The following is a 25,543-nucleotide window of genomic DNA, read 5'->3' as shown; positions in this document are numbered from 1 at the left end:
CGATATGACGACGACGGATGCCGCGGGCGAGACCCTCGCGGCATCCGTCGCGCCCTCGGCAGATCCTGGCCCTTCGGGCGTGCCGACGATGTTCGACGTCGCGCGCCTCGCAGGGGTCTCGCACCAGACGGTCTCGCGCGTGCTCAACGACCTCTCGGGCGTGCGCGCATCGACGCGGGAACGCGTCGAGAAGGCCATCGCCGACCTGAACTACACGCCGTCGCCCGCCGCGCGCGCCATGGCGAAGCGGCGCTCGGGGTCGATCGGCCTGCTGCAGGCCGGCCGCCCCGACTACGGCCCGTCGAACGCGGCGCTCGGCTTCAACGAGGCGGCGCGCGGCGCGGGCTACACCGTGAGCCAGGCGAGCATGCGCGACCTCGACGCCGACACGCTCACGCAGGAGGCGCACCGTCTCGTGCTGCAGCGCGTCGAGGCGATCGTGCTCATCGCGGGTGAGCGCGAGGCCGTCGAGGTGCTCGGCGGCATCGACGTCGGCGTTCCGCTCGTGACGGTCGCGTCCGAGCACGCCGCGGGCATGCACCGCGTCTCGATCGACCAGTACGCGGGCGCGCGGCTCGCAACCGAGCACCTCATCGGGCTCGGGCACCGCGAGATCCGGCACGTCGTCGGACCGGCCGAGTCGATGGATGCCGCGGAGCGACGCCGCGGCTGGAACGATGCGCTCCTCGCGGCGGGTCTTCCCGTCATCCTGCCCATCGAGGGCGACTGGTTGGCTGCGGGCGGGTACGCCGCGGGTCTCGCGCTCGTCGACGACACGGCGGCCACGGCGGTGTTCGTCGGCAACGACCAGATGGCGCTCGGCGTGCTGCACGCGTTCCGCGATGCCGGGGTGCAGGTGCCCGGCGACGTCAGCATCGTCGGCTTCGACGACATCCCCGAGGCCGCGCACTTCGCGCCTCCCCTCACGACGATGCGGCAGGACTTCGACGCGCTCGGCCGCGACGTCATGGCGACCGTCGTCGACGTGCTCGGACAGGCGGCCACGACGCGGGTCGACCGCGTGCCCGAACTCATCGAGCGCGCGAGCACCGCGGCGCCGCGCAGCTGAGGGCGCCGCGCAGCTGAGGGCGCCGCGTCTTCTGCGCGCCCATCGTCACTCGCGTCGCGCCTCTCTTCCGTCTCGGCGTCACGACACGCTGGCGATGACGGCGATAGCTAGCGTGTCGTGACGCCGAGACGGCGCGGGCGGGCAATGTCAGTGGTGGGTGAGACCCTGGAGGCACAACACAACATCTAGGGGTCGGCAGTCCGTGCACCACTACGCGGCGACACGCCGGGGCTGCATTCCACAGGCACATTGGGCGAGAAATTCCGCCTGTGGATAACTCGCTCGAGAACCGCGAGAAATGGCCTCTCGAACTTGGTCGGCCTGTTGATAAACCCGGTAAAACCGGTGGAGAACTACATAAATGTAACTACATCATCTAGTGGCCATTCAGTTCCGTGAACACTAGATGTAGTATCGGATGACCGGTGATCGCGAGACGCAGTTTCTCGTGTTCCGGCTCATGTTTTGGCCTCGATTCAGAGGCAGTGACGGCCTCCAGAAGAGGCACAGAAAGAGGGGAATCTCATGACGGTTACGGTCTACACGAAGCCTTCGTGCGTTCAGTGCACGGCAACCTACCGCGCGCTCGACAGCAAGGGCATCGAGTACGAGATCCTCGACCTCTCGGCCGACGAGACCGCGCTCGAGACCGTCAAGGGCCTCGGCTACCTGCAGGCACCCGTGGTCATCACCGATGAAGACCACTGGAGCGGCTTCCGCCCCGACAAGATCAGCGAGCTCGCCGACCGCCTGGCCTGAGCCGCACCACTCGAGCCGACAATCTCGGAGCACGACATGACGAACCTCGTCTACTTCTCCAGCGTCTCGGGCAACACCCATCGTTTCATTCAGAAGCTCGGCCGCCCCGCGGCACGGATTCCTCTTCACGCGCGCGACGAGCCGCTCAGCGTCGACGCTCCCTACGTGCTCGTCCTCCCCACCTACGGCGGGGGCGACGGCAAGGGGGCGGTCCCGAAGCAGGTCATCCGTTTTCTGAACGACGAGAAGAACCGCTCGTACATCCGCGGCGTCATCGCCGCGGGCAACACCAATTTCGGAACCGCGTACGGCCTCGCCGGCGACATCGTCGCCGCAAAGTGCCAGGTTCCTCACCTGTACAGATTCGAAGTATTCGGAACCCCTGACGACGTGCGCGCCGTCGAAGAAGGATTGGACGCATTTTGGCCAGCACAACAGCAGACGGTGTCGCCGTGATCGAGGCCCCCCGCACGGGCATGGACTACCACTCGCTCAACGCGATGCTCAACCTCTACGGAGCGAACGGCGAGATCCAGTTCGACAAAGACAAAGAGGCGGCGCGCGAGTACTTCCTGCAGCACGTCAACCAGAACACCGTCTTCTTCCACTCCCTCAAGGAGCGCCTCGACTACCTCGTCGAGAAGGAGTACTACGAGCAGGCCGTCCTCGACCAGTACTCGTTCGACTTCATCACGAAGCTCAACGACCTCGCGTACTCGAAGAAGTTCCGCTTCGAGACGTTCCTCGGTGCGTTCAAGTACTACACGAGCTACACGCTCAAGACGTTCGACGGCAAGCGCTACCTCGAGCGCTTCGAGGACCGCGTCGTCATGACCGCCCTCGGCCTCGCGGGCGGCGACGAGAAGCTCGCCGTCAACCTCGTCGAGGAGATCATCGCCGGCCGCTTCCAGCCCGCGACCCCGACCTTCCTCAACACGGGCAAGGCGCAGCGCGGCGAGCTCGTCAGCTGCTTCCTCCTGCGCATCGAAGACAACATGGAGTCGATCTCGCGCGGCATCAACTCGTCGCTGCAGCTCTCGAAGCGCGGCGGCGGAGTGGCCCTCCTGCTCTCGAACATCCGTGAGTCGGGTGCGCCGATCAAGCAGATCGAGAACCAGTCGTCGGGCATCATCCCCGTCATGAAGCTCCTCGAAGACAGCTTCTCCTACGCGAACCAGCTCGGCGCGCGCCAGGGCGCCGGTGCCGTGTACCTCAACGCGCACCACCCCGACATCCTCCGCTTCCTCGACACCAAGCGTGAGAACGCGGACGAGAAGATCCGCATCAAGACGCTCTCGCTCGGTGTCGTCGTTCCCGACATCACGTTCGAGCTCGCCAAGAACGGCGAAGACATGTACCTCTTCAGCCCGTACGACGTCGAGCGTGTCTACGGCAAGCCGTTCGGCGACATCTCGGTGACCGAGAAGTACCGCGAGATGGTCGACGACCCGCGCATCAAGAAGACGAAGATCAACGCGCGCGAGTTCTTCCAGACGATCGCCGAGATCCAGTTCGAGTCGGGCTACCCCTACATCGTGTTCGAAGACACGGTCAACAAGGCGAACCCGATCAAGGGCCGCATCAACATGTCGAACCTCTGCAGCGAGATCCTGCAGGTGAACACGCCGACGACGTACAACGAAGACCTGTCCTACCGCGAGATCGGCAAGGACATCTCGTGCAACCTCGGTTCGATGAACATCGCCCTCGCGATGGACTCGAGCGATTTCGGCCTCACCGTCGAGACGGCCATCCGTGGTCTCTCGGCCGTGAGCGACATGAGCCACATTGCCTCGGTGCGCTCGATCGAAGACGGTAACGACAAGTCGCACGCCATCGGCCTCGGCCAGATGAACCTGCACGGCTACCTCGCTCGTGAGCGCATCCACTACGGCTCGGCCGAGGGCATCGACTTCACGAACATCTACTTCTACACCGTGCTGTTCCACGCGCTGCGGGCGTCGAACACGATCGCGATCGAGCGCAAGCAGTCGTTCGAGGGCTTCGCCGACTCGACCTACGCGTCGGGTGCGTTCTTCGACAAGTACACGGATGCCGAGTGGGTTCCCGAGACCGAACGCGTCGCCGCTCTCTTCGCGGATGCCGGCGTGCACATCCCCACGCAGGCCGACTGGGCCGAGCTCAAGGCGAGCGTGCAGGAGCACGGCATCTACAACCAGAACCTGCAGGCCGTGCCGCCGACCGGGTCGATCTCGTACATCAACAACTCGACGTCGTCGATCCACCCGATCGCGTCGAAGATCGAGATCCGCAAGGAAGGCAAGCTCGGTCGCGTGTACTACCCGGCGCCGTTCATGACGAACGACAACCTCGAGTACTACACCGACGCGTACGAGATCGGCTACGAGAAGATCATCGACACGTACGCCGCGGCGACGCAGCACGTCGACCAGGGCCTCTCGCTCACGCTGTTCTTCAAGGACACCGCGACGACGCGCGACATCAACAAGGCGCAGATCTACGCATGGCGCAAGGGCATCAAGACGATCTACTACATCCGCCTGCGCCAGCTCGCGCTCGAGGGCACGGATGTCAGCGAGTGCGTCTCCTGCATGCTCTAACCGTCGCCCGACCCGCAACTCTGATCTAAGGAAGTCATGTCCGAGAAGCTCAAGCTCGTCGATCACGTTCAGGCGATCAACTGGAACAAGATCCAGGACGAGAAGGACGTCGAGGTGTGGAACCGCCTCTGCAACAACTTCTGGCTGCCCGAGAAGGTGCCGCTGTCGAACGACATCCAGTCGTGGAACACGCTCACCCCCGAGGAGCAGACCCTCACGATGCGCGTGTTCACGGGGCTCACGCTCCTCGACACGATCCAGGGCACCGTGGGCGCCGTCTCGCTCATCCCCGATGCGCTCACCCCGCACGAGGAGGCCGTCTACACGAACATCGCGTTCATGGAGTCGGTGCACGCGAAGAGCTACTCGTCGATCTTCTCGACGCTCTGCTCGACGAAGGAGATCGACGAGGCGTTCCGCTGGTCGGTCGAGAACCCGAACCTTCAGAAGAAGGCCGCGATCGTCATGGATTACTACCGTGGCGACGAGCCCCTCAAGCGGAAGATCGCCTCGACCCTGCTCGAGTCGTTCCTCTTCTACTCGGGCTTCTACCTTCCGATGCACTGGTCGAGCCGCGCGAAGCTCACGAACACCGCCGACCTCATCCGCCTCATCATCCGCGACGAGGCCGTGCACGGGTACTACATCGGCTACAAGTTCCAGAAGGGCCTCGAGCTCGTCGACCAGGCGACGCGCGATGAGCTGAAGGACTACACGTTCTCGCTGCTCTACGAGCTCTACGACAACGAGGTGCAGTACACGCAGGACCTCTACGACGGCGTCGGCCTCACCGAAGACGTCAAGAAGTTCCTGCACTACAACGCCAACAAGGCCCTCATGAACCTCGGCTACGAGCCGATGTTCCCGAAGACCGTCACCGACGTGAACCCGGCGATCCTCTCGGCGCTCTCGCCGAACGCCGACGAGAACCACGACTTCTTCTCGGGTTCGGGTTCGTCGTACGTCATCGGCAAGGCCGTCAACACCGAAGACTCGGACTGGGACTTCTAAGCCCCGGACTGCGTCGCCGAGAGTCGCCGTTTGTGCCGAGATCGCCCGCTGTAGCGGCGATTCTCGACACAAACGGCGATTTTCGCGTGTGGGCGCGGCGTCTACGAGTACGCGAGCGCCCCGAGTACGAGCACGGTGCCGCAGACGAGTCCCGAGATCGTGAGACGGATGACGCGGAGCGGCAGGCGCTTCCGAGTGCGAAGCCACGGCAGGTCGCCCGAGCGGAGCACGAGCCCCGCGACACCGGCAGCCGCGAGAACGACGGCGATGATCCAGAGAGCGATCGGCACGCCCGCCCAGCCGGTGAAGACGGCGAGGAGCGAGAACAGCGCGGCGAGGCCGACGCTCTCGGCGATCGCACTCACGCGGTCTCGGACGCCGAACCGACCCCGCTTCCACGAGCGGAACGCGTAGAGCGCGGCGAACGCGACGAGGACGATCGCGAGGACGAGGGAGAACGAGGCGGTCATCGGTCGATGCCTTCCGTGATGAGGTCCACAGCGACATCCGGTAGCTGCACGGCGGTGTTGGAGAGCACGATCGAGCCGACGCCGGCCTCCCGATCGAGCACGAGGAACGACGCGAAGCCGCCGGTCTGGCCGTTGTGGAGGGTGAGGGTCGAGCCGTCCTCCTGGTCGAGGATGAGCCACGCGTAGCCCTCCGCCCCGCCGTCGCCGTCGAGGTTCCGGTCCATCGCGCCGGCACCCGGGGCGGTGCCGTCGAGCAGCGCGCGCACGTAGAGGGTCATGTCGGCGAGGGTCGAACGGATGCCTCCGGCCGGCGCGTACGCCGCGATCGACCACGGCTCCTGGGGGATGCCGGTGGGGGAGTACCCCGTCGTCGGTGCGCCCGCGTCGCTCGCGTCGAGGTCACCGTTCTCGAGGACGATCCTCGTGTGCGTCATCCCGAGGGGTACGAAGATGCGCTCCTCGACGAGGCGCTCGTAGGTCGTTCCGGCGCGCTCGGCGAGCGCGTGGCCGAGGAGTGACATGCCGAGGTTCGAGTAGACGTAGCGGCCGGGGTCGCTGACCTGCTGGGGCGCGGTCTGGGCGATGAGTTCGTGGACGCTCGTGCGATAGGGGTTGCGGTTGAGGATCGCGTCGGCCAGTGCGCTCGCCTGCAGTTCGAGGGGTAGCCCCGGCAGTCCCGACGTGTGGTTCGCGAGGCTCGCGAGCGTGACGCCGCCGGCCGGTGTGTCGGCGAGGCGAGGGAAGAATGCGTCGAGCGTCTCGTCGATCGTGACTTCACCGCGCTCGATCGCGATCTGCAGCAGGTTGCCGGTGAAGGTCTTCGTCACCGAGCCGATCTCGTACTCGGTGTCGTCATCGGCACCGAACCCGGCGGTCACGATGTCACCCTCGGCGGTCACCCGGGCGACGCTCACGCGATCGAGCGAACCGGCGTCATGAACGGCGTGCTCGACGCTCGCGGCCAGAGCGGCATCGCCGCTCGAGTGCGACTGGAGGGAAGGGGATGGCGGTATCGAGAGCAGCCCGGCCGCGAGCACGACACCCGCGGCCAGGGCGGCCGCTCCGATTCTGAGGGGGGAGGTCATGCTCCCATCCCACTCGGCTCACGCCGAACCCGGCAGTGGCGAGACGTCACCGATACCGGTGACATCTGTCACCGTCGCGGTGCGACCCCCGCACTGCACTCGACGCACAGATCGCTCGTGGGTCGCGCTTCGAGGCGGCCCTCGGGGATCGCGCGACCGCACGAGCGGCAGATGCCGTAGGTGCCGTCGTCGAGGCGGGCGAGCGCGGCTTCGGCATCGGCGAGGTTCGCCGTGACCATCTCGACGATCGCGACGGCGCGCGACCAGTCGAGCGACAGGGTCGAGCCCTCGGGGTCGTGCTCGTCGTCGATGCCGCCGTCGCCGCGCGATTCGCGGAGCACCCGCACGGCGTCGTCGGCGGCGGCGAGATCGGCTCGCCACTCGCCGACGAGCGCGTCGAGTCGCTCGCGGTGGGTGGTCATGCCGCCGAGCCTAGGCGCAGCCGCCGACACGACCCCCGCCGGCACCGGTTCAGCGCCGACGCGCTCCCGCCTGAAGCTCGGCCGCGTGAGCGCGGGCGGTGTCGAGCGTGACGTGACGTTCGAGCTCGCCGACCCCGCGGTGAGTGACGCCCTGACCCGTGCGTTGCACGCGAAGTACGACCTTGCCGGGGTACTACGAGTCGAGCGTCGAACGGCGGCGCAGCCGGACGAACCCGAGGAGCGCGACGCCGACGAGGAGGGCGATGCCGCCCGTCATCCCTGCCGTGCTCTCGGAGAATCCGGTCGCGGCGAGCTCGCCACGCGGGGTGCCGTCGTTCGGGGTGCCGCCTCCCGGAGGAACGGCGCCTCCCGGAGGAACGTTGCCGCCCGGCGGAACTCCGGGTCCGGGCGGAACTCCCGGTCCCGGCGGAACGGTCGGCTGGGGTTCGATCGAGATCGTGTAGGTCGCTTCGTCGTCGGGCTCGTCGCCGTTCGAGACGATGATCGTCACCGTGCTCGGGCCCGGCGTCGTCGGTGTGCCCGAGATGACCCCGGTACCTTCGTCGAGCACGAGACCGTTCGGCAGGTCGCCGTCGATGATCGTGTAGCGGCCGTCGGGGTTTCCGTCGGACGTGATGGTGTGCGAGTACGGCGTTCCGACGATGCCGTCGGGCGGGTTGTCGGACGTGATGGTGGGAGGCACGGACTCCGAGGGAGTGCCGACCGTGGGGCACGCCGCGGGAACCGTGAGCGTGTTCGTGTCGAGCGTGACGGCGCCGTCCCTCGCGAGGAGGCGACCGATGACGGTGGCCCCCGTCGTCGCGGTGATCGACTCGTCGGCCATCACGGTGCCGCGGAACTGCGCCCCGCTGCCGATCGTCGCCGAGCTGCCGACCTGCCAGAACACGTTGCACGCGCTCGCGCCGCCCGAGAACGTCATCGTCGTCGCGGCTCCGATCGTGAGGGTGCTGGCCGCCTGGATGACCCACACCGATTCGGCGGAACCGGCGAAGGCGAGGGCTCCCGTATCGGCGAGATTGAGTGCGCCGCCCGAATACACGCCGGGGCTCAGCGAGCGCCCGTTGAGTTCGGTGATGCCGCTCTCTTGCGGGGTGAGGCCTGCGGCGGTGTTGTACGCCGCGCCCAGGTCGCCCTGCGCGAGGGCTGCCGTGTCATCCTTCACGTGGAGTGTGCCGCCGACGATGCTGCCGGGGCCCTCGGTGAAGCCCGTGACGGAGGTGCCAGGGCTGAGGCCGACATCGCCACGGACGACAGTGGGGCCGGTGTTCGTGATCGTCGAGCCGGCGAGCACACCGTACGAGGTGGCTGCACCGAGACCGACGGGACCGTCGATGATCGTTGCCGCAGAGGCGGCCGATGCTGCACTGAGCGCGAAGAGGCCGGTGGCCCCGAGAATCGCGAGGCCGGAGAGAAATGGACGTGAAGATGTCGTGCGAGCCACAGTGGCTCCTGACTAAGAAGAGGTGCCACAGATTCGAGCAAGAAATGAGCCCGCGTGTTCCCCGTTACCTGAGATATACGGCAGATGTCGGGGAACCGCAACGGAGCCAGGCGGTTTGCCAGGTGCGGTGCTCAGGCCGGGTGCGCCGCGAGGGGCGCGAATACCGGCCGCCGGTGGAGCGCGGGTGCGAGAGAGATGGCGAACGCGACGAGCACGAGGATGCCGCAGATCACTGTTCCCGTCGCGAGCGAGGTGCGTGAGGCGCCGGCGCCATCGGCGGTGAAGAGCACACCCGTCAGGAGGGCGAGGAAGAACGTCGCGGCGAGACGTTGGGTGAGTTGCAGGAACGACGCCGCGACGCCGTGGAACCCGGCCGGAGCGAATCCGAGCGTCGTCGCACGGAGCGGCGGCTCGAGAATGCCGCTCGCTGCACCCAGCACGATCTCGACGAGCACGATCGCGATGACGAGTGTCGTTCCGTCGAGGGTGAGCACGACAGCGGTGATGCCGCCGAGCGCCAGCACGTTGATTCCGAGCGCGAGGGGGATCGTCCGCGAGCCGATGCGCGCGTGCAGGCGTGAGGTGAGCGAGGAGGCGACGATGCGACTGAGCGCCGAGGGGATGAGCGCGATCGCGACGGCGAGGGCCGCGAGCCCGAAGCCGTCGAGCAGGAAGAGCGTGATGATCGTGCCGTGGCCGACGACCGCGCCGAACCACAGCAGAGCCACGAGGTTGCCGCTCACGAAACCGGCCGAACGCACGAGCTCGGGGGCGAAGAGCGGCACGCGGCCCCGCGCGCGGTAGCGGATCTCCCACACGACGAGCGCGCTCACGAGCACGAGCACGACGGCCGCGACGAGCCAGGCCATCGACCGGCCGACGCCGGGATCGATCACGGGCAGCGTCACGATCACGACGATCGCGCCCAGGAGGATGACGGCGGGGAGGTCGAGATCGATGCGCCGAGCGCTGCGCGGCACGGCCGGGATGAACCGCCACGCGAGCCCGAGCGTCACAGCGAGGAACGGTGCGCTCAGCATGAGGAGGAGTCGCCACGACCAGTCATCCGGAGCCAGGGCGAGCACGACGCCCGCGAGTATAGGACCGACGACGGCCGCCGTCGCCCCGGCGATCGTGTACGCCGCGAGCGCCCGCACGCGAGCGGGGCCCGCGAAGCGATCCTGGATGATGCCGAGCACCTGGGCGCTCACGAGGCCGGCCCCGAACCCCTGGATGAATCGGCCCGCGACGACCCACAGCACGTCGCCCGCGAGACCCGCGGCCGCGCTGCCCGCGAGGAAGACGGCCATGCCGACGAGGAAGAGCCCGCGTCGACCGAAGGCGTCGCCGAGCCGGCCCCCGGGAACCAGCCCGAGACCGAACGTGAGCGAGTACGCCGCGAGGAGCCACTGCAGGTCGGCCGTCGACGCGTCGAGCCCCCGTGCGAGCGCGGGAACGGCGTACCCGATGACGGCGGAGTCGAGGAGTGTCGCGAATCCGGCGCCGATGCAGCAGAGGAGTGCGAGTCGATCGGCGCGGTTCACGCGCCGTGCCGGCGGGTCACGCCGACTCCAGCGCTGCGACCGATCCCGCCGCCTCGACGGCGGGCAGGCCGAGCTCTTCGCGGAGGGTCGTCGACTCGTACTCGGTCGGGTAGATGCCACGTTCCTGCAGTTCAGGTACGAGCCCGTTGACGATGTCGTCGAGCCCCGAGGGAACGAGGTACGGCGAGATGTTGAAGCCCTGGACGACGCCGCGCCGCGTGTACTCGCGGATCTGGTCGGCGACCTCCGAGTAGCTGCCGATGAGGCCGCGACTCGAGGTCAGGTGGATCACGAACTCGCGGATCGAGAGCTTCTTCTCGACCGAGATCGCGCGCCACGACGCCGCGAGCTCGCGTGCCTTCTGCGCTCGGAAGGGGCTGCCGCGCGTCTCGTTCGTCTCGTCCTGGACCGGATCGATGTCGGGGAGGGGACCGTCGGGATCGTACGCCGACAGGTCGGTTCCCCAGATCTGCTCGAGGTAGGCGAGGGCCGTCTGCGGGGTCACCTGGCTGTGCCTCACCCAGTCGGCCTTCTCCGCGGCATCCGTCGCCGAGTCGCCGAGGATGATCACCTGCCCCGGGAAGAAGGCGAGTTCGTTCTCGGCTCGGCCGAAGCGGAGGAGCCGCGCCCGCACATCGGCGGCGAACGTCGTCGCGTCGTCGAGCCCGGGGTGGGCCGAGAAGATGACGTCGGCGTGCTGCGCGGCGAAGTCGCGACCCTCGCTCGAATCGCCGGCCTGGAAGAGCACGGGGCGGCCCTGGCTGCTCGGCGGCAGCACGCGATCGGTCGAGAACGTCACGTGACGACCGGCGACGTCGACGTGCTGATCGGGCCACGCGCGCCAGAGCGCCTTCGCCGCATCGATGAACTCCGCGGCGCGCTCGTAGCGGTGCTCGTGGGCGAGGTAGCCGCCGCGGCGGAAGTTCGCGCCCGTCCAGGCATTGTCGGTCGTGACGATGTTCCACGCCGCGCGCCCCTCGCTCAGGAGGTCGAGCGAGGCGAGTCGGTAGGCGAGGTCGGCGGGGTCGTTGTACGTCGTGTTCTGCGTCGCGACGAGACCGATGCGTTCGGTGACGGCGGCGAGGGCCGCGAGCTGCGTCTGAGCGTCGGGACGACCGGCGATGTCGAGGTCGTGCAGGCGGCCGAGGTGCTCGCGGAGGCGGAGACCCTCGCCGAGGAAGAAGGCCGAGAAGAGTCCGCGCTCCGCGGTCTGGATGACGCGTCGGAACGACTCGAAGTCGTGCTGCGAGCCGCTGTTCTCATCGGTCCAGATGGTGTGGAAGTTGACGCCCTGGAAGAAGACGCCGAACCGGATGCGGCCGTCGGGGTAGCGGGGATCGTGCTGCTGAGAGCTCGTCATCGGTGCTCCTAGGCGACGTAGCGGTTGGCGGGAACGGGCAGGTCGAGGCTCGAACGCAGGCTCGCACCCGGTCGCGGGGGAGTGAAGACGCCCCGTGCGACGAGCTCGGGAAGGACGAGACGGCCGAGCTCCTCGAGGTCGACGTCGACGACCGCGGGGTGCAGGCGTACCCCGTCGACCGTCGCGGCGAGACGGAGGACGAGGTCGATGAGACCCGCGGCGTCGCCGATGTAGCGGAGGCGTGCCGACTCGTCCCACGGCTGACGTGCGTCGAGAGCGGCGAGGCGGTGTTGAGCGCTCTCGCCCGCGGCATCGAGCACGACCTCGAGCTCGACGATCACGCGTGCGATCCCGGCGGTGCGGGTCGCGGCGACCGCATGGCCGAGCTCCGTCTCCGTCGATGCCGAGACGAGCGCGACGTCGATGAGCTGGGCGTCGGCGATCGCCGGGTCGGCGAACACGACGGGGTTGCCCTGCGGGGGCCGGGGGATGATCGACGGACCGATCACGCTCGCGGAGTGGCCCTCGAAGTCGATGTGGTGGACCTTCGACCGGTCGAGGTACCGCCCCGTCGGCACGTCGCGGATGACGGCGTCGTCCTCCCACGAATCCCAGAGGCGCCGGCCGATGTCGATCGAGTCGCTCGCCTCCTGACGGCGTGCCGCGGTCTCGACGGGTTCACGCCCGACGGTCGCGCTCGCCCTGTCGTCTTCGGCGACGGCGATCCAGCCCGCTCGGCCGAGGGAGGCGAAGTCGAGGCTCGCGATCTGCGTCGAGATGTGGAACGGCTCGGTGTAGAGCGTGTCGACGACGGGCACGAGCCCGATCGACGTCGTGAGCGGAGCGGTGAACGCCGCACGCTGCACGGGATCGAGTCGCGCAGGAGTGCCGTTCGAGCGGGGAGCGTGCGCCGACCCGTCGAACGTCGCCGCCGTGAAGCCGAAACGTTCCGCCGTGGTGACGACATCGCGGAGGCGTCGTGCGCTCAGGGCGTCATCCGCTGATCGGGTCGCCGCGTGACTCGCGGGATGCGCGCCGTCCCCGTCGAGTTCGACGGCGATGATCAGTGAGCGTTCGGTCACGATGTCCTCCTCCTCGCGCCCGCTCCGACGGCGAGCGCGTGTCGGAAGCCAATCAGGCGCCGACCTCTCGCGGGGCCTGGCAGACAACAGGCGTCACAGAACGTCGCGGGGCGTCTCACGCGGCGGTCGCGACGCCGAATGTGACGCAGCATGAAGGAGACGGACACGGAGAATGGACTCATGCCCCACCGCGGAACCCTCGCCCAGCAGACGACCGAGCTGCTGCAGCAGCTCATTCGCAACCGGTGCGTGAACGACGGCACGCCCGATTCCGGCCACGAGATCCGCACCGTGCGCACCCTGCAGCAGTTCTTCGCGGGTTCGGGGCTCGAGGGAATCGTCGTCGAGCCCCATCCCGGGCGGGCGTCGCTCATCGTGCGCATCGAGGGCAGCGACCGTTCGGCTCCGACCCTCGCCCTCGTGGGGCACACGGACGTCGTACCCGTCGAGGAGGCGGGCTGGGAGCACGACCCGTTCGCGGCCGAGATCATCGACGGTGAGCTGTGGGGTCGCGGGGCCATCGACATGCTGAACCTCACGGCGTCGTACGCCGTCGTGACGCGCGCGCTCGCCGAGGGGGTTCCCGGGGCGGCGCGCTTCCGGCCGCGCGGCGACCTCGTCTTCGCCGCCGTCGCCGACGAGGAGAACGGCAGTCGATTCGGTGTGCAGTGGCTGACCGAGAATCGACCCGACCTCATCGACGCCGACTACGTGCTGACCGAATCGGGCGGAGCGCACGCCGGGCCGCAGCCGTCTCTCACCGTCATGGTCGGCGAGAAGGGCATCGCCACACGTCGGCTGCTCGTGCGCGGCACGCCCGGTCACGGGTCGGCGCCGTGGGGTGCGCGGAACGCGGGAGTCATCGCGGCCGAGGCGGTGACGCGCATCGCGCGATTCCGGGGCACGACCGTCATCTCGCCCGAGTGGCGCGCCTATGTCGACGCCCTCGCCTACGACACCGAGACGAGTGCGGCGCTCACCGATCCCGATCGCTTCTACGACGCGCTCGGGTCGACCGGCGCGCTCGCCGGATTCGCCCACGCGTCGACGCACACGACGATCTCTCCGAACATCGTGCGGGCGGGGGAGAAGGGCAACGTCATCCCGGGGGAGGCGAGCATCGATCTCGACATCCGGATCCTCCCCGATGTGTCGGCCGACGACGTCGAAGGGTACCTGCGCGAGGCGCTCGGCGATCTCATGGACGACATCACGATCGAGGGAGACCTGTACGGGGCGTCGACCGTATCGCCCCTCGACACCCCGGTCGTCGAGGCGCTGCGCTCGGCCGTGCGTCGCGCGTACCCCACGGCCGAACTGCTGCCCATGCTCGGCGTCGGCGGAACCGACGGGCGCTTCTTCCGGCGGCGAGGCGTGCCCGCCTACGGCTTCGGCGTCCTGAGCGAACGGTGGGACTACGGACGCTTCCGCCGGCTCTTCCACGGTCACAACGAACGCATCGACCTCGACTCCATCGACCTCACGGTCTCGGCGCTCGACCGCGTCGTGCGTGAGGTGCTCGGCGAGTAGCGCGCACCTCAGAACTGCCCTGTGGAGAACCCACCGGCGTGAACATGTTCATCGCAGAATCGGATGGTGTCTGAATCCGTCGAGTCGCGAAAGAGCATCGAGCTGAGTTGGGGGTGGCGTCGCAAGCCGGTCGAGACCGGCGAGCCGCATGACGACGCTGAGGTCTTCGTCGGGAAGCACGACGACTACTGGCGGGGGATGCGAATGACTCTCCTTCGAGCGTCGATCGTGGCCACCGTCGCTGTCGGGGCAGTGTTCCTCCTCCGTGAAATCGCTGCGCTGACGAACACCGGTACCAGCCCGATCCGCATCCTTCTTCCCCCGCTGCCCGCCGAGGTCTTCCTCGCGACTCTCGGTGTTTCGGTGACGATCGCCATCGCTCTGCAGGTCGCGGTGCGTGCAGAGGTCTCCGGTGACAGGTCCCGCGATGTCTCTGGCGCGGCCCGCCGGTATGCCCTCGCGCAGGTCGCCGATGCGCTCGCCATCGCGACTCTCGCGCTCGGGCTGTATCAGTCCGTCCAGAACGTGACCGGGCCGACGTCGATCGACGTCCTTCGACTGTTCGGGCCGCTCATCGGAGGAGTCCTCGTCGCGCTCGTCGCTTCCGATGCAGCCGTGGCGGGCGATGAGTTGCGCAAGGGTCGCGACCTCGTCCGCGAGTGGCGTCTCCGACGTCGAGAGGCGGCCGCTCGTCCCCTTCTCTCGGTGACAACGGGCACACGGCGACCCAGCGGGAGGGCGAAGACCCGGCAGTGGTCGACTCTCGTGATCGCATCGGTGCTGGCGGGACTCATTCCCCCGATCGTGATCGATTCGTGGGAGGGTCTGGGTGCTCGGGCCGCGGCGGTGCTCATCAGTCTCGCCGCAGGTGCTGTGGTCGTCGCCGTCGCTACGTACTCGTACCAGCTCTCTGTGCAGGGCGACTGGGTGACGCTCGTGATCGTGTGCGTCGTGATCACTCTGATCAGCGTGCCCGTCGTCATCCTCGTGTACATCGTCGTGTGGGACGCCGCGGTGGTCTACGGCTCGCCGTTCGGTGCGGCGATGCTTCTGACGTGGGTCGTCGTCTCGATCACCGTGCCCTCGGTGCTCGCGTCACGATATCTCGGCGTTACTGCCTCGATCCGCGGCCGAGGGGTGCTCCGCGAGATCGTTGCTCGTCATCTCGCGCGGGCGCTCGCGCGCCGGGTCGCCGAGGCGGCGCGGCAGCCGGACGAGCCCCCCGTTCCGCTCAGCGCCCTCGCCGTCGTCGCCTGCATCTTCTGCGTCATCCCACCGGTCGGCCTCGCGCTCGCGGAGGCCGCGCGTGTGCGGATCGTGCACTCACACCGGGGCGCTCAGGTGTTGCGTGGCGCGAGGGTGGCGACCTTCGCACGGTGGGCATCGATCGCCGTGCTCGCACTCGGGCTGTGCGGCGGCATCGCACTCATCGCGCTGACTGCGGACTCCGCCGGTGGCTGACCGCGAGTGAGGCCGCGCCGTGCAGCGAGAGCCATCTGACCGGGTCGTCGCCGGCGCAGCTCACACCCCGATACCGAGGCGCACCGTGACGACGTCGTCGAGCTCGATGCTCTCGGCGCGACGCACGTCGGCCTTGAGGGGAACGATGTAACCGTCATCCTTCGGCCAGAGGGATGTCGACCACGACGTCACGCCGATGGTGACCGTCACCGGCACCATGCCCCAGCCGTAGGTGACGTGGGCCGCGACCTCGCCGATCGAGTCGGCCTCGTCGACCGGAACGGTGACGAAGTGGAAGGGCGCCGGCCCGCGCCAGTACCAGACGGGACCGGTGAACTCGAGATCCATGGGTGAGGCTCAGATGTCGTCGATGTTGCCCGTCACGACGTCTCCCGCGCGTTCGTAGACGAGCGATACCGATCCGCCCTCGAAGCCGCGGGGCGGCTCGGTCAGTCGGAATGCGGCGGGGAGGGTGCCCGTGCCGAAGAGCCGCTTCCCGCTGCCGAGCGTGAGCGGGTGGAGCCAGAGGTTCAGCCGGTCGACGACGTCTGCTTCGAGGAGCGAGTTCAGCAGGTCGCCGCTACCGATGAGGTGCACCTCGTTGAAGTCGTCGCGAAGACGCCCCGCTGACGCGGCATCCCGCAGCACCGTCGTGCCCGCCCAGGTCGGGTCGACGAGCTCTCGCGAGACGACGAACTTGGGGATGCGGTTGAAGCGCTCCGCGATGGGGTCGGAGTCGCCGTGACCGGGCCAGTACGACGCGAAGATGTCGTAGGTCTTCCGGCCGAGCAGCAGCGCGTCGATCTTCGCGATGTTGGCGAGGATCGTCTCGCCCGCATCCTGACCCGGGAACCCGGCCTGCCAGCCGCCGTGCTCGAAGCCTCCGCTCGGGTCTTCGTCGATCCCGCCCGGCGCCTGGTACACGCCGTCGAGGGTGAGGAACAGGTCAGCAGCGATGATTCCCATGAGATCTCCCGGTGCGGGCGCCTGCGGACGAGAGCGCCGCTCTCCCCATCTTCGGCCTGCGGCCGAGCGGAGTAAACCGTCGGAGGCCTGCGGAGGTCAGAGGGCGAGGCGCATGAGCACGCGGGGGAAGCCGTTCAGCACCGAGTCGGTGTCGGCGGCGTGTGTGAATCCCGCCTTCTCGAAGAGGTTCCGCGTTCCCACGTACGCCATCGTGAGGTCGACCTTCGCGCCGCGGTTGTCGACCGGGTAGGCCTCGACGGCCGGTGCTCCGTGATCGCGCGCGAACGCGACGGCTCCCTCGACGAGTCGATGCGAGATTCCCGAGCCGCGGTGCCCGGGGCGCACGCGCACGCACCACAACGACCAGACGTCGAGGTCGTCGATGACGGGGATCTTGCGGTTGCGCGCGAAGCTCGTGTCGGAGCGCGGATGGACGGCCGCCCACCCGACGACCTCGTCGCCGTCGTAGGCCAGCACACCGGGCGGTACCGTCTGGCGGCACAGTGCGCGCACGCGATCGCCGCGCGCGGGGCCGACGAGCTCGCGGTTGTCGGCCGACGGGATGCGGTAGCTGAGGCACCAGCACACGTTCGCATCGGGACGCTTCGGCCCCACCATCGTCGCGACATGGGCGAACACCGTCGCCGGCCGAATGTCGATCGCCATCACGCCACTGTGCCACTCGTCGTGCCCCGCGTCGAGATACCCGTGGAACCACGGATACCGGAGGCGGCGGTCCGCTTCATAGCATCGTGAAGCCGAGTGCTTACCCCCGTTCGGGGTGTGAGCCGCGACCATGGGGAGACCACACCACGATGACATTCATGCCGACACGACCGAGAGCGAAGCGTGGCCTGTGGGCCACAGCGCTCGCCGGAGCCGGGGCCCTCGCGCTCACCGCGGGAGGGATCGCCGGTGCCGCGTTCGCCGCATCACCCGTGCCTGCCGGGCAGTACACGGGTACACAGGACGACCTCGATTCGCCCGTCTCGTTCGAGGTGAGCAGCGACGGACTCGTCAGCGGCTTCTCCACGCAGAGCGCGATCTACTGCTTCGGCATGCCCGCGATCACGCCGTGGGCCGACATGCCGCCGACTCCCGTCGAGGAGAACGGCTTCTTCGGAGCCGACTGGTACGTCGGAGATCCGGGCGCGCAGATCCGATTCGTCGTCGCGGGAATCATCGAGGCCGACGGAACCGCGAGCGGCCAGGGCGTCGCGACGATGCCCGACCTCGGCTGCTCGGGCAACACGTTCGAGTGGGTCGCCGAAGTGAGCGGGCAGCCCGAACCCGAGCCGGAGCCGGAGCCGGAGCCTGAGCCGGAGCCGGAGCCGGAGCCGGAGCCTCAGCCCGAACCCGCCATCGCCCTCTCGGCCACGAGCGTCTCGGAGTCGGCCCTCGTCGACGACGGCATCGTCGTGACCGCCTCGGGCTTCCTCGCCCAGTCGAGCGTCGAGCTCGCGGTCGATGGGTCGCCCGTCGCGACCGAGACGGCGACGGATGACGGTGAGGCGCGCTTCACGTACTCCGGCCCCCTCGGCGCGGGAACGTACTCGCTCGCCGTATCGAGCGGTGCCGCGAGTATCGCGACGACGCTGACCGTCACGGCCGATGTGCCTGCGCCGGAGCCGGAGCCCGAGCCTGAGCCTGAGCCTGAGCCTGAGCCGGAGCCCGAACCTCAGCCGCAGCCCGTCGTCGTGCCGTCGACCACGACGCCGACCGTGAGCGACCTCGCTTCCGGCATCACGATCACGGCGACCGGATTCGGTGCCGACGAGTCGATCGACGTGCAGTGGGACACCCAGAGCGTCCTGACGCTCGACGCCGACACCGACGGTGCCGCGACGGGAACCCTGACGATCGCGAACGCCGCCCCGGGGCAGCGCACGCTCAGCCTCGTCTCTGCGACGCGATCGGTGAGCATCCAGCTCACCGTGGTCGCCGAGCCGGTCGTTCCCGAGCCCGAGCCCGAGCCCGAGCCCGAGCCGGAGCCCGAGCCCCAGCCGGAGCCGGAGCCCGCGCCCGAACCTGCGCCCGAACCGGCACCGGAGCCCGCGCCTGCACCGGCGCCGGCACCTACGCAGGGTGACGCACCGCGCGAATCGCTCGCCGAGACCGGAATCGATGCCGCCGGTGCGGCGACGCTGTTCGCGGGAGGGCTGATGCTCCTCGTCGCCGGCGGATTCCTCGTCCTGCGCCGCCGAGTGGACTGACGCACACGCAGCACCAACGTCGAAGCGCGCCCCGGGAGCATTCCCGGGGCGCGCTTCCGTCGTCTCATCAGGCGCGTCTCGCTAGGGTGGCGGCATGGCCACCCCTGACTTCATCCTCGAACTCCGTCGGCACGTGGGAACCGTTCCGCTCTCGCTCGTCGGCGTCACCGCCGTCATCCTGCGGGGCGACGACGTGCTGCTCGGCCGCCGTTCCGACAATGGTGCGCTGACGCCCATCACGGGCATCGTCGATCCCGGCGAAGAGCCGGCGGACGCGGCGCGTCGCGAGGCTCTCGAAGAGGCCGGCGTCGTGATTCGCGTCGAGCGCCTCGCCTCGGTCAGCACCGTGCCGCGGATCACCTACGCCAACGGCGACCAGGCCGACTACCTCGATCTGACGTTCCGCTGCGCATGGGTCGAGGGTGACCCGTACCCGGCCGATGGCGAGATGACCGATCTCGCGTGGCATCCGCTCGCCGATCTGTCGGCGGTCGCCGCCGAGCACCGCGCCCGAATCGAGGCGGCGCTCGACGACACCGTCGCCGCGCGATTCCTCGGCGGCCGCTGAGCGACGCCGAGCACCGCGACTACGGCAGGCGGTTCGCCTTCGCGAGGTTCGCGACGAGCTCGTCGCGGTTCTGGCGCACGACGTAGGCCGGGCGGTCGCGCTCGACGCGCCACGAGTCCTCGAGGGCACCGATGTTGACGGTGTCGAAGCCGAGCTCGTCGTAGAAGCGGGTGATGAACTCGATCGCATCGGCGTGGTCGCTCGCCGTGGCGAGGGCGCGGCGGTCGGGCGTTCCCGCGGGAGTGCCGTCGGTCGGGATCGTCGCGGCGACGATGTGGTTGAAGCCCTTGACGACCTTCGACTCGGGCAGGTGCGCCTGCAGGAGCGACGATGTCGTCGTCTCGCCGCGGTCGAGGGCGTCGATGTGACCGTCGCGCTCGAAGTAGTAGTTGTTCGCGTCGACGACGATCTTTCCGGCGAGGGGAGCGACGGGAACGTCGCGGTAGTTCTTGAGGGGCACGGCGACGAGGACGACGTCGCCCGCCGCTGCGGCTTCCTCGGCGGTCGCGGCTCGCGCCTTCCCGCCCAGTTCGCCGATGAGGTCGCCGAGCGTCTCCGGTCCGCGCGAGTTCGAGATGACGACGTCATATCCCGCCGCGATCGCGGCCCGCGCGACGTTCGATCCGATGTGTCCTGCTCCGATGATTCCGAGTGTTGTCATGTTCGGGACAACGGTGCTCGCGCGCATGAATTCCTGGATGTCGGCAGATGACAGCAACCTCTCGGGAAGAAATCGACGCACGCCGGGAATACCCTCGCCCCGCTCGCGTTGAAGTTGAGCGTAAGGCACTCAAGTTTCAACCCAGGAGGTTTCGTGCCCGAGAACTTCACCCCCGAGAACGCTGATTCCCGCCCCGACGACGGCAACTCGTTCGACGACTTCCTTGCGCGCTACCTCGACGGCGAGCGTGCTCGTGCGGCACGATCCATCGACCTGAGCCGCTTCCTCACCGCGCGGACGCAGAGCATCCTGCAGCAGGCCGGGCGCTTCGCGCTCGAGCGCGGTCAGACCGAACTCGATGCGCTGCACATCGTGCGCGTGATCGTCGAGGACGAGACGGTGGCGCAGGCCATCGCACGAATCGATGTCGATCCCGAGCGCATCGTCACGGCCGCCGAGTCGCGTCTGCCCGCGGCATCCGAGGGCTTCGAGGCCGGCGACCCCCGCGCTCGGGCCGCGACGATCACCCCGTCGGCGAGCCGTGCGCTCTTCCACGCGTACCAGGTGGCGCGCTCGTCGGGATCGACGTACATCGACCCCGAGCACCTCTTCTTCGCGCTCGTGCTCGGTCAGGATGCCCCCGCGGGCCAGGTGCTCGCGCGCGCCGGCGTCACGGCTGAGGCACTCACTCAGGGACTTCGCGACGGCGTCGGCGACGAGCAGAACTTCACGGCGACGGATGACGGTGAGGCCGCCGCGCCCTCGGACACCCCGATGCTCGACCAGTTCGGCACCGACCTCACGGCGCTCGCCGCGCTCGGATCTCTCGACCCCGTCATCGGGCGCACCGACGAGATCGAGCAGGCCATCGAGATCCTCTCGCGACGCACGAAGAACAACCCCGTGCTCGTCGGCGAGGCGGGAGTCGGTAAGACCGCGATCGTCGAGGGGCTCGCTTCGGCGATCGTCGACGGCGAGGTTCCCGAGCAACTGCGCGACAAGCGCGTCGTCTCGCTCGACCTGCCCGCGATGCTCGCCGGCACGCGTTACCGCGGCGACTTCGAGGAGCGACTCACGAAGCTGATGGACGAGATCTCGGCGCACCGTGACGAACTCATCGTCTTCATCGACGAGGTGCACACCGTCGTCGGTGCCGGTGGAGCGGGCGATGGCGGAATGGACGCCGGCAACATCTTGAAGCCGCGTCTCGCGCGAGGCGAGCTGCACCTGCTCGGCGCGACCACGCTCGCGGAGTACCGCCGCATCGAGAAGGACCCGGCGCTCGAGCGTCGCTTCCAGCCCGTGCGCGTGGGCGAACCGTCGATCGAGGACGCCGTGCTGATCCTTCACGGACTGCGTCCTGCATACGAGGAGCACCATGGTGTGACCTACACCGACGAGGCGCTTCGTGCATCGGTCGAACTCTCGGCCCGGTACCTCGGCGACCGCGTGCTGCCCGACAAGGCCATCGATCTCATCGACCAGGCGGGGGCACGACTGCGCCTGCGCCTCGGGCGTCAGGTCGACGTGAGCGGGCTCATCGAGCAGCTCGCCTCGCTCGAGGGCGCCAAGAATGCGGCCGTCTCGGCCGAGCACTACGAGGAGGCGTCGCGGCTGCGCGACGAGATCGCCGGAGTGCAGGCGAAGCTCGACGAGGCCAGTGCCACGGGTCGCGCTGCGGCGTCGTCGCCGGAGGCCGTCATCGACGAGGCGCAGATCGCTGCGGTGATCGCGCGTGCCACCGGCATCCCCGTCAGCCGTCTCACCGAGGGTGAGCGCGAACGTCTCGGACACCTCGAGGCCGAACTGCACGCCCGCGTCGTGGGGCAGGATGACGCGGTCGCCGCTGTCGCGAAGGCCGTGCGTCGCAACCGCACCGGCATGGGCGACGCGCGTCGACCGGTCGGGAGCTTCCTCTTCCTCGGCCCGACGGGTGTCGGCAAGACCGAGCTCGCGAAGGCTCTCGCCGAGTCGCTCTTCGCTGACGAGTCGGCCGTGATCCGCTTCGACATGAGCGAGTTCGGCGAACGGCACACCGTGTCGCGTCTCGTCGGTGCCCCTCCCGGATACGTCGGATACGACGAGGCCGGACAGCTCACCGAGCGCGTGCGGCGCAACCCGTACTCGATCGTGCTGTTCGATGAGATCGAGAAGGCGCACCCCGATGTGTTCAACCTGCTGCTGCAGGTGCTCGACGACGGTCGCCTCACCGACGGCCAGGGTCGCGTCGTCGACTTCAGGAACGCCGTCATCGTCATGACGTCGAACCTCGGTTCGGAATTCCTCGCTTCGCGTTCGGGTGCACTCGGATTCGTCGCGCAGGCGGATGCCGCCGCCGGAGGTTTCGCGTCGGAGAAGGACCTGCGCGATCGCGTCATGGGCAAGCTCCGCGAGGCGATGCGACCGGAGTTCCTGAACCGTATCGATGAGATCGTGCTGTTCAGGAAGCTCGACACGGCACAGCTCTCGTCGATCGTGCGCCTGCTGCTCGGTGCGACGTCGGCGCGGCTCGCCGCTCGAGAGATCGACTTCTCGGTGACGGATGCCGCGGTCGACCTCATCGCGGAGATCGGATACGAGCCCGAATACGGCGCCCGGCCCCTGCGTCGCGTGATCCAGCGCGAGGTGGATGACCGCATCGCCGAACTCGTCGTGAGCGGTGAGCTCGGAGACGGTCAGGCGGTCACCGTCGACGCGCACGAGGGAGCGATCTCGGTTCGTGTCGCGCGCGCTGGCCGGTTCGCGAGCGGTGCGCAGTTCGGGGCACTCGCCGCGTAGGCGTTTCGCTCCCGCGAGAGGGTGCTCGTCGCCGGCGACTCGGTCGCCGCGACGGCACCCTTTCGTCGTCTCTGCTCCGTCATCTCCATCTTTTCGTCTTTCCGTTGCCGTCACGTCGTCGCCATCATGTCGTCGCCATCACGTGGGCACGGTCATTGCGGGCGCGCCTGCGAGCATCGGCGCGTGCTGGCGCTCGGGCTGCGGCTGAGACCGTGGCGTGGACTGGCGGTGGTTGTGCTGCGGCATTGTCTGGTGCTGCGGGGTTGCCTCGTACTGCGGGGTTGCCTGGTGCTGCGGGGTTGCCTGGTACTGCGGGACGGCGGCGGGTGGAGGGCGCGCGCGTGAGGCCTGAACCTCCGCGCCGTGGAGTGCGTGATGGATCAAGGTGGACCGGGGGTGTGAACCAGGTCTGGTTGCCGTCGATGTGAATCTTCCAACCATCCGCATGGACGCGATGGTGATGGAACGAGCACAGCATGATGCCGTTGCTGAGGTCGGTCGGGCCGTTGTCGCGAGTCCACCATCTGATGTGGTGCGCTTGGGTGTGCGAGGGCGGCATTCCGCAGTCGGGCCACGCGCATCCGCCGTCGCGCTCGGTGAGTGCGATGCGTTGCGCAGGGGTGAAGAGGCGGCGATCTCGTCCGAGGTCGAGCACTTCGCTGTCGCCCCCGAGGACGAGCGGGATGACTCCGTGCGACGCAGCCATCCGTCGTGCCGTCGCAGCGGACACCGGGGTGGAGATGCCGTCGATGGTGGCGTACCCCGAGCCGCGCTTGTCGATCGGTGTCGACGAATCGGCCTCCGGTGCGAGCGAGTCGAGCGAGTCGATGAGGTCGGCGTAGTCGATACGTGCGACGACCGTCGCGGCGCGCAGAGCGGGTGGTGCATCAGTAGACGCGAGCGAGAGCAGTGCGATCGCCGTCAACGCATCGGCCCTGATCTGACCGAGGGAGCGTGTCTCGCGAGTCGTGGGATCGGTGTCGCCGTCGTCGCCAGTACCGAGAGGGGTGGGAACGCTGCCGCCCTCAGGGCCTGTCGATGGCCGGGGTTCACCGCGACTCTCGTGCAGGGCTGCTCCGACGAGAGCGTTGATGGCTGTCTGGATGGGCGCGCCGTTCTCGGGGTCGAAGGTGCCCGTGAGGCGGATGAGTCCGTTGCGGTCTTCGCGAATGGTGAGGCTGCGGGCAGCGCGGAGCGCGTCTTCGCGCGGCTCCACCCCGTCGGGGTCGAGGTGCGCCTCGAGACGCTTGATCAGGCGTGTGATGCCGTCGGGCCCGACATGACGGGCGCGTTCGACGAGGAAGCCTTCGGCGTCGTTGAGTTCGTCGGTGCTGGCGCGGAGCGCGATGCGGTCGAGGAAGGTGCTGATGAGCGCGGCGACCGCGAGAGTCATCCGCCCGCCTGCCAATGCGGCAGCAAGGATCGGATGGCGAGCGGGTAGCCGTTCGCCGGTGAAGGACTGCCGCGGCGCGGTCGCGACTCCGACGGACACGATGCGAGAGGCGGCCCCGAACCCGGTGCCGAGGGTTGCCGCGATGAGTCGCGTAGCCGACGAATACCCCTCGGAGCGGGCCAGATCGTCGTCGTCGCCGGTGGAGCGCTCTGCGATGCCGTGCGCGACGCGAACCTGCAGCGCGTCGAGCTGTCGAGAGAGGTGGGACAGGGACCGCTGCACCCGGAGTAGACCCGCCGCGCTCATCGACATCACGTCGTCAGAGGCATCCCACTCCGACGAGCCCCACGGGTCAGAGTTCACTCGCACGCCGCCGATGAGCGCGCCGGCCCACGCATCGGCGACCGAACCGCACGCGTCGAGCAGCGGGTCGACCGCCTCGGGTGTGGTGCTCATGCGTGTGCCATCCTCTGATTTCAGAACAGATACGACAGGCACGACGTACTTTCAGTGTACCAGATAATGGAGATATGTTCTATTGGATCGCAAGATTAGAGCGTCTAATTAGAAGATGTATACGAAGAATCGCACCGAAGTACGAGCGGGTTGGGGCGGAAGAGATGGCGCTGCTGGCAAGGGTGGAAAAGATCGACAGTAGAGCGGGCGACGCGGTGAGGTGATCTGAGCTGCCAACCCAGCCGCCCAGCGCAACCGCCCCCAGTCGCCCCGATTCCTACAGGCTCTGACCGAGGCTGTCGACGACGGCCGCGATTCGCTCTTCGTTGCGGCGGTAGTGCGTCCACTTGCCGATGCGTGTCGACGTCACGAGCTGCGCCCTCTCGAGGACGCTCATGTACGACGAGACGGTGGACTGCGCGAGTCCTGCCTTCTCGGTGATGTGGCTCACGCACACGCCGACTTCATCGGGATCGGCGATGGCCCGCTCGGCGTCGAAGTGCGCCCGAGGCTCGCGCAGCCACTGCAGGATCTGCAACCGCACGGGATTCGAAAGCGCCTTGAAGACCTCAAGGGTGTCGTCGGTGAGTCCGGCCGGTGCTTCGTCGACGGTGACGCGCGGGGGCATGGGTGTCCTTCGTGGTGGCTCGATCAATCGGAATATATCGATT

The 25,543-nt window shown here is 68.3% G+C and carries 23 protein-coding genes; 10 read left to right on the top strand and 13 right to left on the bottom strand.

What is annotated here, in order from left to right; all coding sequences use genetic code 11:
• The first annotated feature begins 4 nt into the window (after positions 1-4).
• The 5 genes from BJ972_RS08495 (at position 5) to nrdF (ending at position 5,421) form a co-directional block, all read left to right on the top strand.
• Positions 5-1,069 carry a LacI family DNA-binding transcriptional regulator gene (locus BJ972_RS08495; RefSeq protein ID WP_129173878.1) on the top strand — a complete coding sequence of 355 codons (1,065 nt, stop codon included), beginning with the start codon at positions 5-7 and terminating at the stop codon, positions 1,067-1,069.
• Positions 1,070-1,594: 525 nt separating this feature from the next.
• A complete protein-coding gene (nrdH, locus tag BJ972_RS08490) occupies positions 1,595-1,828 on the top strand; it encodes a glutaredoxin-like protein NrdH (protein ID WP_129173880.1) in 234 nt (77 codons plus the stop codon).
• 36 nt (positions 1,829-1,864) lie between these two features.
• On the top strand, positions 1,865-2,284 hold the full coding sequence (gene nrdI / locus BJ972_RS08485) for a class Ib ribonucleoside-diphosphate reductase assembly flavoprotein NrdI (protein ID WP_129173882.1): 420 nt from the start codon (positions 1,865-1,867) through the stop codon (positions 2,282-2,284).
• A gap of 20 nt (positions 2,285-2,304) precedes the next feature.
• On the top strand, positions 2,305-4,410 hold the full coding sequence (nrdE, locus tag BJ972_RS08480) for a class 1b ribonucleoside-diphosphate reductase subunit alpha (RefSeq protein WP_129174068.1): 2,106 nt from the start codon (positions 2,305-2,307) through the stop codon (positions 4,408-4,410).
• Between the two features lie 36 nt (positions 4,411-4,446).
• Entirely contained in the window at positions 4,447-5,421 is a 975-nt protein-coding gene (gene nrdF, locus BJ972_RS08475) for a class 1b ribonucleoside-diphosphate reductase subunit beta (protein WP_129173884.1), read from the top strand.
• Positions 5,422-5,522: 101 nt separating this feature from the next.
• Here nrdF and BJ972_RS08470 read toward each other — a convergent pair whose 3' ends face one another.
• From BJ972_RS08470 to BJ972_RS08440, 7 genes are all read right to left on the bottom strand, one after another.
• Positions 5,523-5,891, bottom strand: a complete 369-nt coding sequence (locus BJ972_RS08470; RefSeq protein ID WP_129173886.1) for a hypothetical protein — start codon at positions 5,889-5,891, stop codon at positions 5,523-5,525.
• Positions 5,888-6,976 carry a serine hydrolase domain-containing protein gene (locus tag BJ972_RS08465; protein ID WP_129173888.1) on the bottom strand — a complete coding sequence of 363 codons (1,089 nt, stop codon included), beginning with the start codon at positions 6,974-6,976 and terminating at the stop codon, positions 5,888-5,890. The genes BJ972_RS08470 and BJ972_RS08465 overlap by 4 nt, the downstream gene beginning before the upstream one ends.
• Before the next feature lie 68 nt (positions 6,977-7,044).
• Positions 7,045-7,398, bottom strand: a complete 354-nt coding sequence (locus BJ972_RS08460) for a TraR/DksA family transcriptional regulator (RefSeq protein WP_129173890.1) — start codon at positions 7,396-7,398, stop codon at positions 7,045-7,047.
• 193 nt (positions 7,399-7,591) lie between these two features.
• On the bottom strand, positions 7,592-8,860 hold the full coding sequence (locus BJ972_RS08455; RefSeq protein WP_129173892.1) for an ice-binding family protein: 1,269 nt from the start codon (positions 8,858-8,860) through the stop codon (positions 7,592-7,594).
• 131 nt (positions 8,861-8,991) lie between these two features.
• Entirely contained in the window at positions 8,992-10,404 is a 1,413-nt protein-coding gene (locus tag BJ972_RS08450) for an MFS transporter (protein WP_164989902.1), read from the bottom strand.
• Between the two features lie 16 nt (positions 10,405-10,420).
• The gene (locus BJ972_RS08445; protein ID WP_129173897.1) at positions 10,421-11,764 is read right to left on the bottom strand and encodes an NtaA/DmoA family FMN-dependent monooxygenase; all 1,344 of its coding nucleotides are present in this window, start codon (positions 11,762-11,764) and stop codon (positions 10,421-10,423) included.
• Positions 11,765-11,772: 8 nt separating this feature from the next.
• The gene (locus tag BJ972_RS08440; RefSeq protein WP_129173899.1) at positions 11,773-12,846 is read right to left on the bottom strand and encodes an LLM class oxidoreductase; all 1,074 of its coding nucleotides are present in this window, start codon (positions 12,844-12,846) and stop codon (positions 11,773-11,775) included.
• Positions 12,847-13,026: 180 nt separating this feature from the next.
• Here BJ972_RS08440 and BJ972_RS08435 point away from each other — a divergent pair, with 180 nt between their 5' ends.
• Complete coding sequence (locus BJ972_RS08435; RefSeq protein ID WP_129173901.1) at positions 13,027-14,376, top strand: M20/M25/M40 family metallo-hydrolase; 1,350 nt, start codon at positions 13,027-13,029, stop codon at positions 14,374-14,376.
• A 66-nt stretch (positions 14,377-14,442) separates the two neighbouring features.
• The gene (locus BJ972_RS08430) at positions 14,443-15,837 is read left to right on the top strand and encodes a hypothetical protein (protein ID WP_129173903.1); all 1,395 of its coding nucleotides are present in this window, start codon (positions 14,443-14,445) and stop codon (positions 15,835-15,837) included.
• A gap of 60 nt (positions 15,838-15,897) precedes the next feature.
• On the opposite strand, the gene BJ972_RS08425 is transcribed toward BJ972_RS08430, so the two are convergent.
• The 3 genes from BJ972_RS08425 to BJ972_RS08415 form a co-directional block, all read right to left on the bottom strand.
• Positions 15,898-16,185 (bottom strand): DUF1905 domain-containing protein, encoded by a 288-nt coding sequence (locus tag BJ972_RS08425; protein ID WP_129173905.1) that lies wholly within the window; start codon positions 16,183-16,185, stop codon positions 15,898-15,900.
• Between the two features lie 9 nt (positions 16,186-16,194).
• Entirely contained in the window at positions 16,195-16,803 is a 609-nt protein-coding gene (locus BJ972_RS08420; RefSeq protein ID WP_129173907.1) for a dihydrofolate reductase family protein, read from the bottom strand.
• A gap of 96 nt (positions 16,804-16,899) precedes the next feature.
• Positions 16,900-17,469: a GNAT family N-acetyltransferase gene (locus tag BJ972_RS08415; protein WP_129173909.1), complete on the bottom strand. Its 570-nt coding sequence runs from the start codon at positions 17,467-17,469 to the stop codon at positions 16,900-16,902.
• 158 nt (positions 17,470-17,627) lie between these two features.
• On the opposite strand from BJ972_RS08415, the gene BJ972_RS08410 reads away from it, so the two are divergent.
• Together BJ972_RS08410 and BJ972_RS08405 are read left to right on the top strand one after the other, a co-directional pair.
• Positions 17,628-19,016, top strand: coding sequence for an LPXTG cell wall anchor domain-containing protein (locus BJ972_RS08410; protein ID WP_179419936.1), 1,389 nt, complete (start codon positions 17,628-17,630; stop codon positions 19,014-19,016).
• A gap of 94 nt (positions 19,017-19,110) precedes the next feature.
• Positions 19,111-19,584, top strand: a complete 474-nt coding sequence (locus BJ972_RS08405) for an NUDIX hydrolase (protein WP_129173913.1) — start codon at positions 19,111-19,113, stop codon at positions 19,582-19,584.
• 19 nt (positions 19,585-19,603) lie between these two features.
• Here the strand turns inward: BJ972_RS08405 and BJ972_RS08400 are convergent, their stop codons facing one another.
• Positions 19,604-20,245, bottom strand: coding sequence for an NADPH-dependent F420 reductase (locus BJ972_RS08400; RefSeq protein WP_129173915.1), 642 nt, complete (start codon positions 20,243-20,245; stop codon positions 19,604-19,606).
• A 153-nt stretch (positions 20,246-20,398) separates the two neighbouring features.
• Here BJ972_RS08400 and BJ972_RS08395 point away from each other — a divergent pair, with 153 nt between their 5' ends.
• Positions 20,399-23,023 carry an ATP-dependent Clp protease ATP-binding subunit gene (locus BJ972_RS08395; RefSeq protein WP_129173917.1) on the top strand — a complete coding sequence of 875 codons (2,625 nt, stop codon included), beginning with the start codon at positions 20,399-20,401 and terminating at the stop codon, positions 23,021-23,023.
• A 124-nt stretch (positions 23,024-23,147) separates the two neighbouring features.
• Here BJ972_RS08395 and BJ972_RS08390 read toward each other — a convergent pair whose 3' ends face one another.
• Complete coding sequence (locus BJ972_RS08390) at positions 23,148-24,872, bottom strand: HNH endonuclease signature motif containing protein (RefSeq protein WP_129173919.1); 1,725 nt, start codon at positions 24,870-24,872, stop codon at positions 23,148-23,150.
• Between the two features lie 277 nt (positions 24,873-25,149).
• Positions 25,150-25,500 (bottom strand): ArsR/SmtB family transcription factor, encoded by a 351-nt coding sequence (locus BJ972_RS08385; protein WP_129173921.1) that lies wholly within the window; start codon positions 25,498-25,500, stop codon positions 25,150-25,152.
• Positions 25,501-25,543: the final 43 nt, after the last annotated feature.

Origin of the sequence: Agromyces atrinae, assembly GCF_013407835.1 — a bacterium.
Lineage (GTDB): Bacteria > Actinomycetota > Actinomycetes > Actinomycetales > Microbacteriaceae > Agromyces > Agromyces atrinae.
The sequence above is the reverse complement of the archived record's forward strand: the minus strand, read 5'-3'. Positions and strand labels throughout refer to the sequence as shown.

Excerpts from the sequence above, each read along its gene's own strand:
- BJ972_RS08495 (WP_129173878.1), top strand. The coding sequence starts at position 5 with ATGACGACGACGGATGCCGCGGGCGAGACCCTCGCGGCATCCGTCGCG.
- nrdH (WP_129173880.1), top strand. The coding sequence starts at position 1,595 with ATGACGGTTACGGTCTACACGAAGCCTTCGTGCGTTCAGTGCACGGCA.
- nrdI (WP_129173882.1), top strand. The coding sequence starts at position 1,865 with ATGACGAACCTCGTCTACTTCTCCAGCGTCTCGGGCAACACCCATCGT.
- nrdE (WP_129174068.1), top strand. The coding sequence starts at position 2,305 with ATGGACTACCACTCGCTCAACGCGATGCTCAACCTCTACGGAGCGAAC.
- nrdF (WP_129173884.1), top strand. The coding sequence starts at position 4,447 with ATGTCCGAGAAGCTCAAGCTCGTCGATCACGTTCAGGCGATCAACTGG.
- BJ972_RS08470 (WP_129173886.1), bottom strand. The coding sequence starts at position 5,891 with ATGACCGCCTCGTTCTCCCTCGTCCTCGCGATCGTCCTCGTCGCGTTC.
- BJ972_RS08465 (WP_129173888.1), bottom strand. The coding sequence starts at position 6,976 with ATGACCTCCCCCCTCAGAATCGGAGCGGCCGCCCTGGCCGCGGGTGTC.
- BJ972_RS08460 (WP_129173890.1), bottom strand. The coding sequence starts at position 7,398 with ATGACCACCCACCGCGAGCGACTCGACGCGCTCGTCGGCGAGTGGCGA.
- BJ972_RS08445 (WP_129173897.1), bottom strand. The coding sequence starts at position 11,764 with ATGACGAGCTCTCAGCAGCACGATCCCCGCTACCCCGACGGCCGCATC.
- BJ972_RS08435 (WP_129173901.1), top strand. The coding sequence starts at position 13,027 with ATGCCCCACCGCGGAACCCTCGCCCAGCAGACGACCGAGCTGCTGCAG.
- BJ972_RS08425 (WP_129173905.1), bottom strand. The coding sequence starts at position 16,185 with ATGGATCTCGAGTTCACCGGTCCCGTCTGGTACTGGCGCGGGCCGGCG.
- BJ972_RS08420 (WP_129173907.1), bottom strand. The coding sequence starts at position 16,803 with ATGGGAATCATCGCTGCTGACCTGTTCCTCACCCTCGACGGCGTGTAC.
- BJ972_RS08415 (WP_129173909.1), bottom strand. The coding sequence starts at position 17,469 with ATGGCGATCGACATTCGGCCGGCGACGGTGTTCGCCCATGTCGCGACG.
- BJ972_RS08410 (WP_179419936.1), top strand. The coding sequence starts at position 17,628 with ATGCCGACACGACCGAGAGCGAAGCGTGGCCTGTGGGCCACAGCGCTC.
- BJ972_RS08405 (WP_129173913.1), top strand. The coding sequence starts at position 19,111 with ATGGCCACCCCTGACTTCATCCTCGAACTCCGTCGGCACGTGGGAACC.
- BJ972_RS08400 (WP_129173915.1), bottom strand. The coding sequence starts at position 20,245 with ATGACAACACTCGGAATCATCGGAGCAGGACACATCGGATCGAACGTC.
- BJ972_RS08390 (WP_129173919.1), bottom strand. The coding sequence starts at position 24,872 with ATGAGCACCACACCCGAGGCGGTCGACCCGCTGCTCGACGCGTGCGGT.
- BJ972_RS08385 (WP_129173921.1), bottom strand. The coding sequence starts at position 25,500 with ATGCCCCCGCGCGTCACCGTCGACGAAGCACCGGCCGGACTCACCGAC.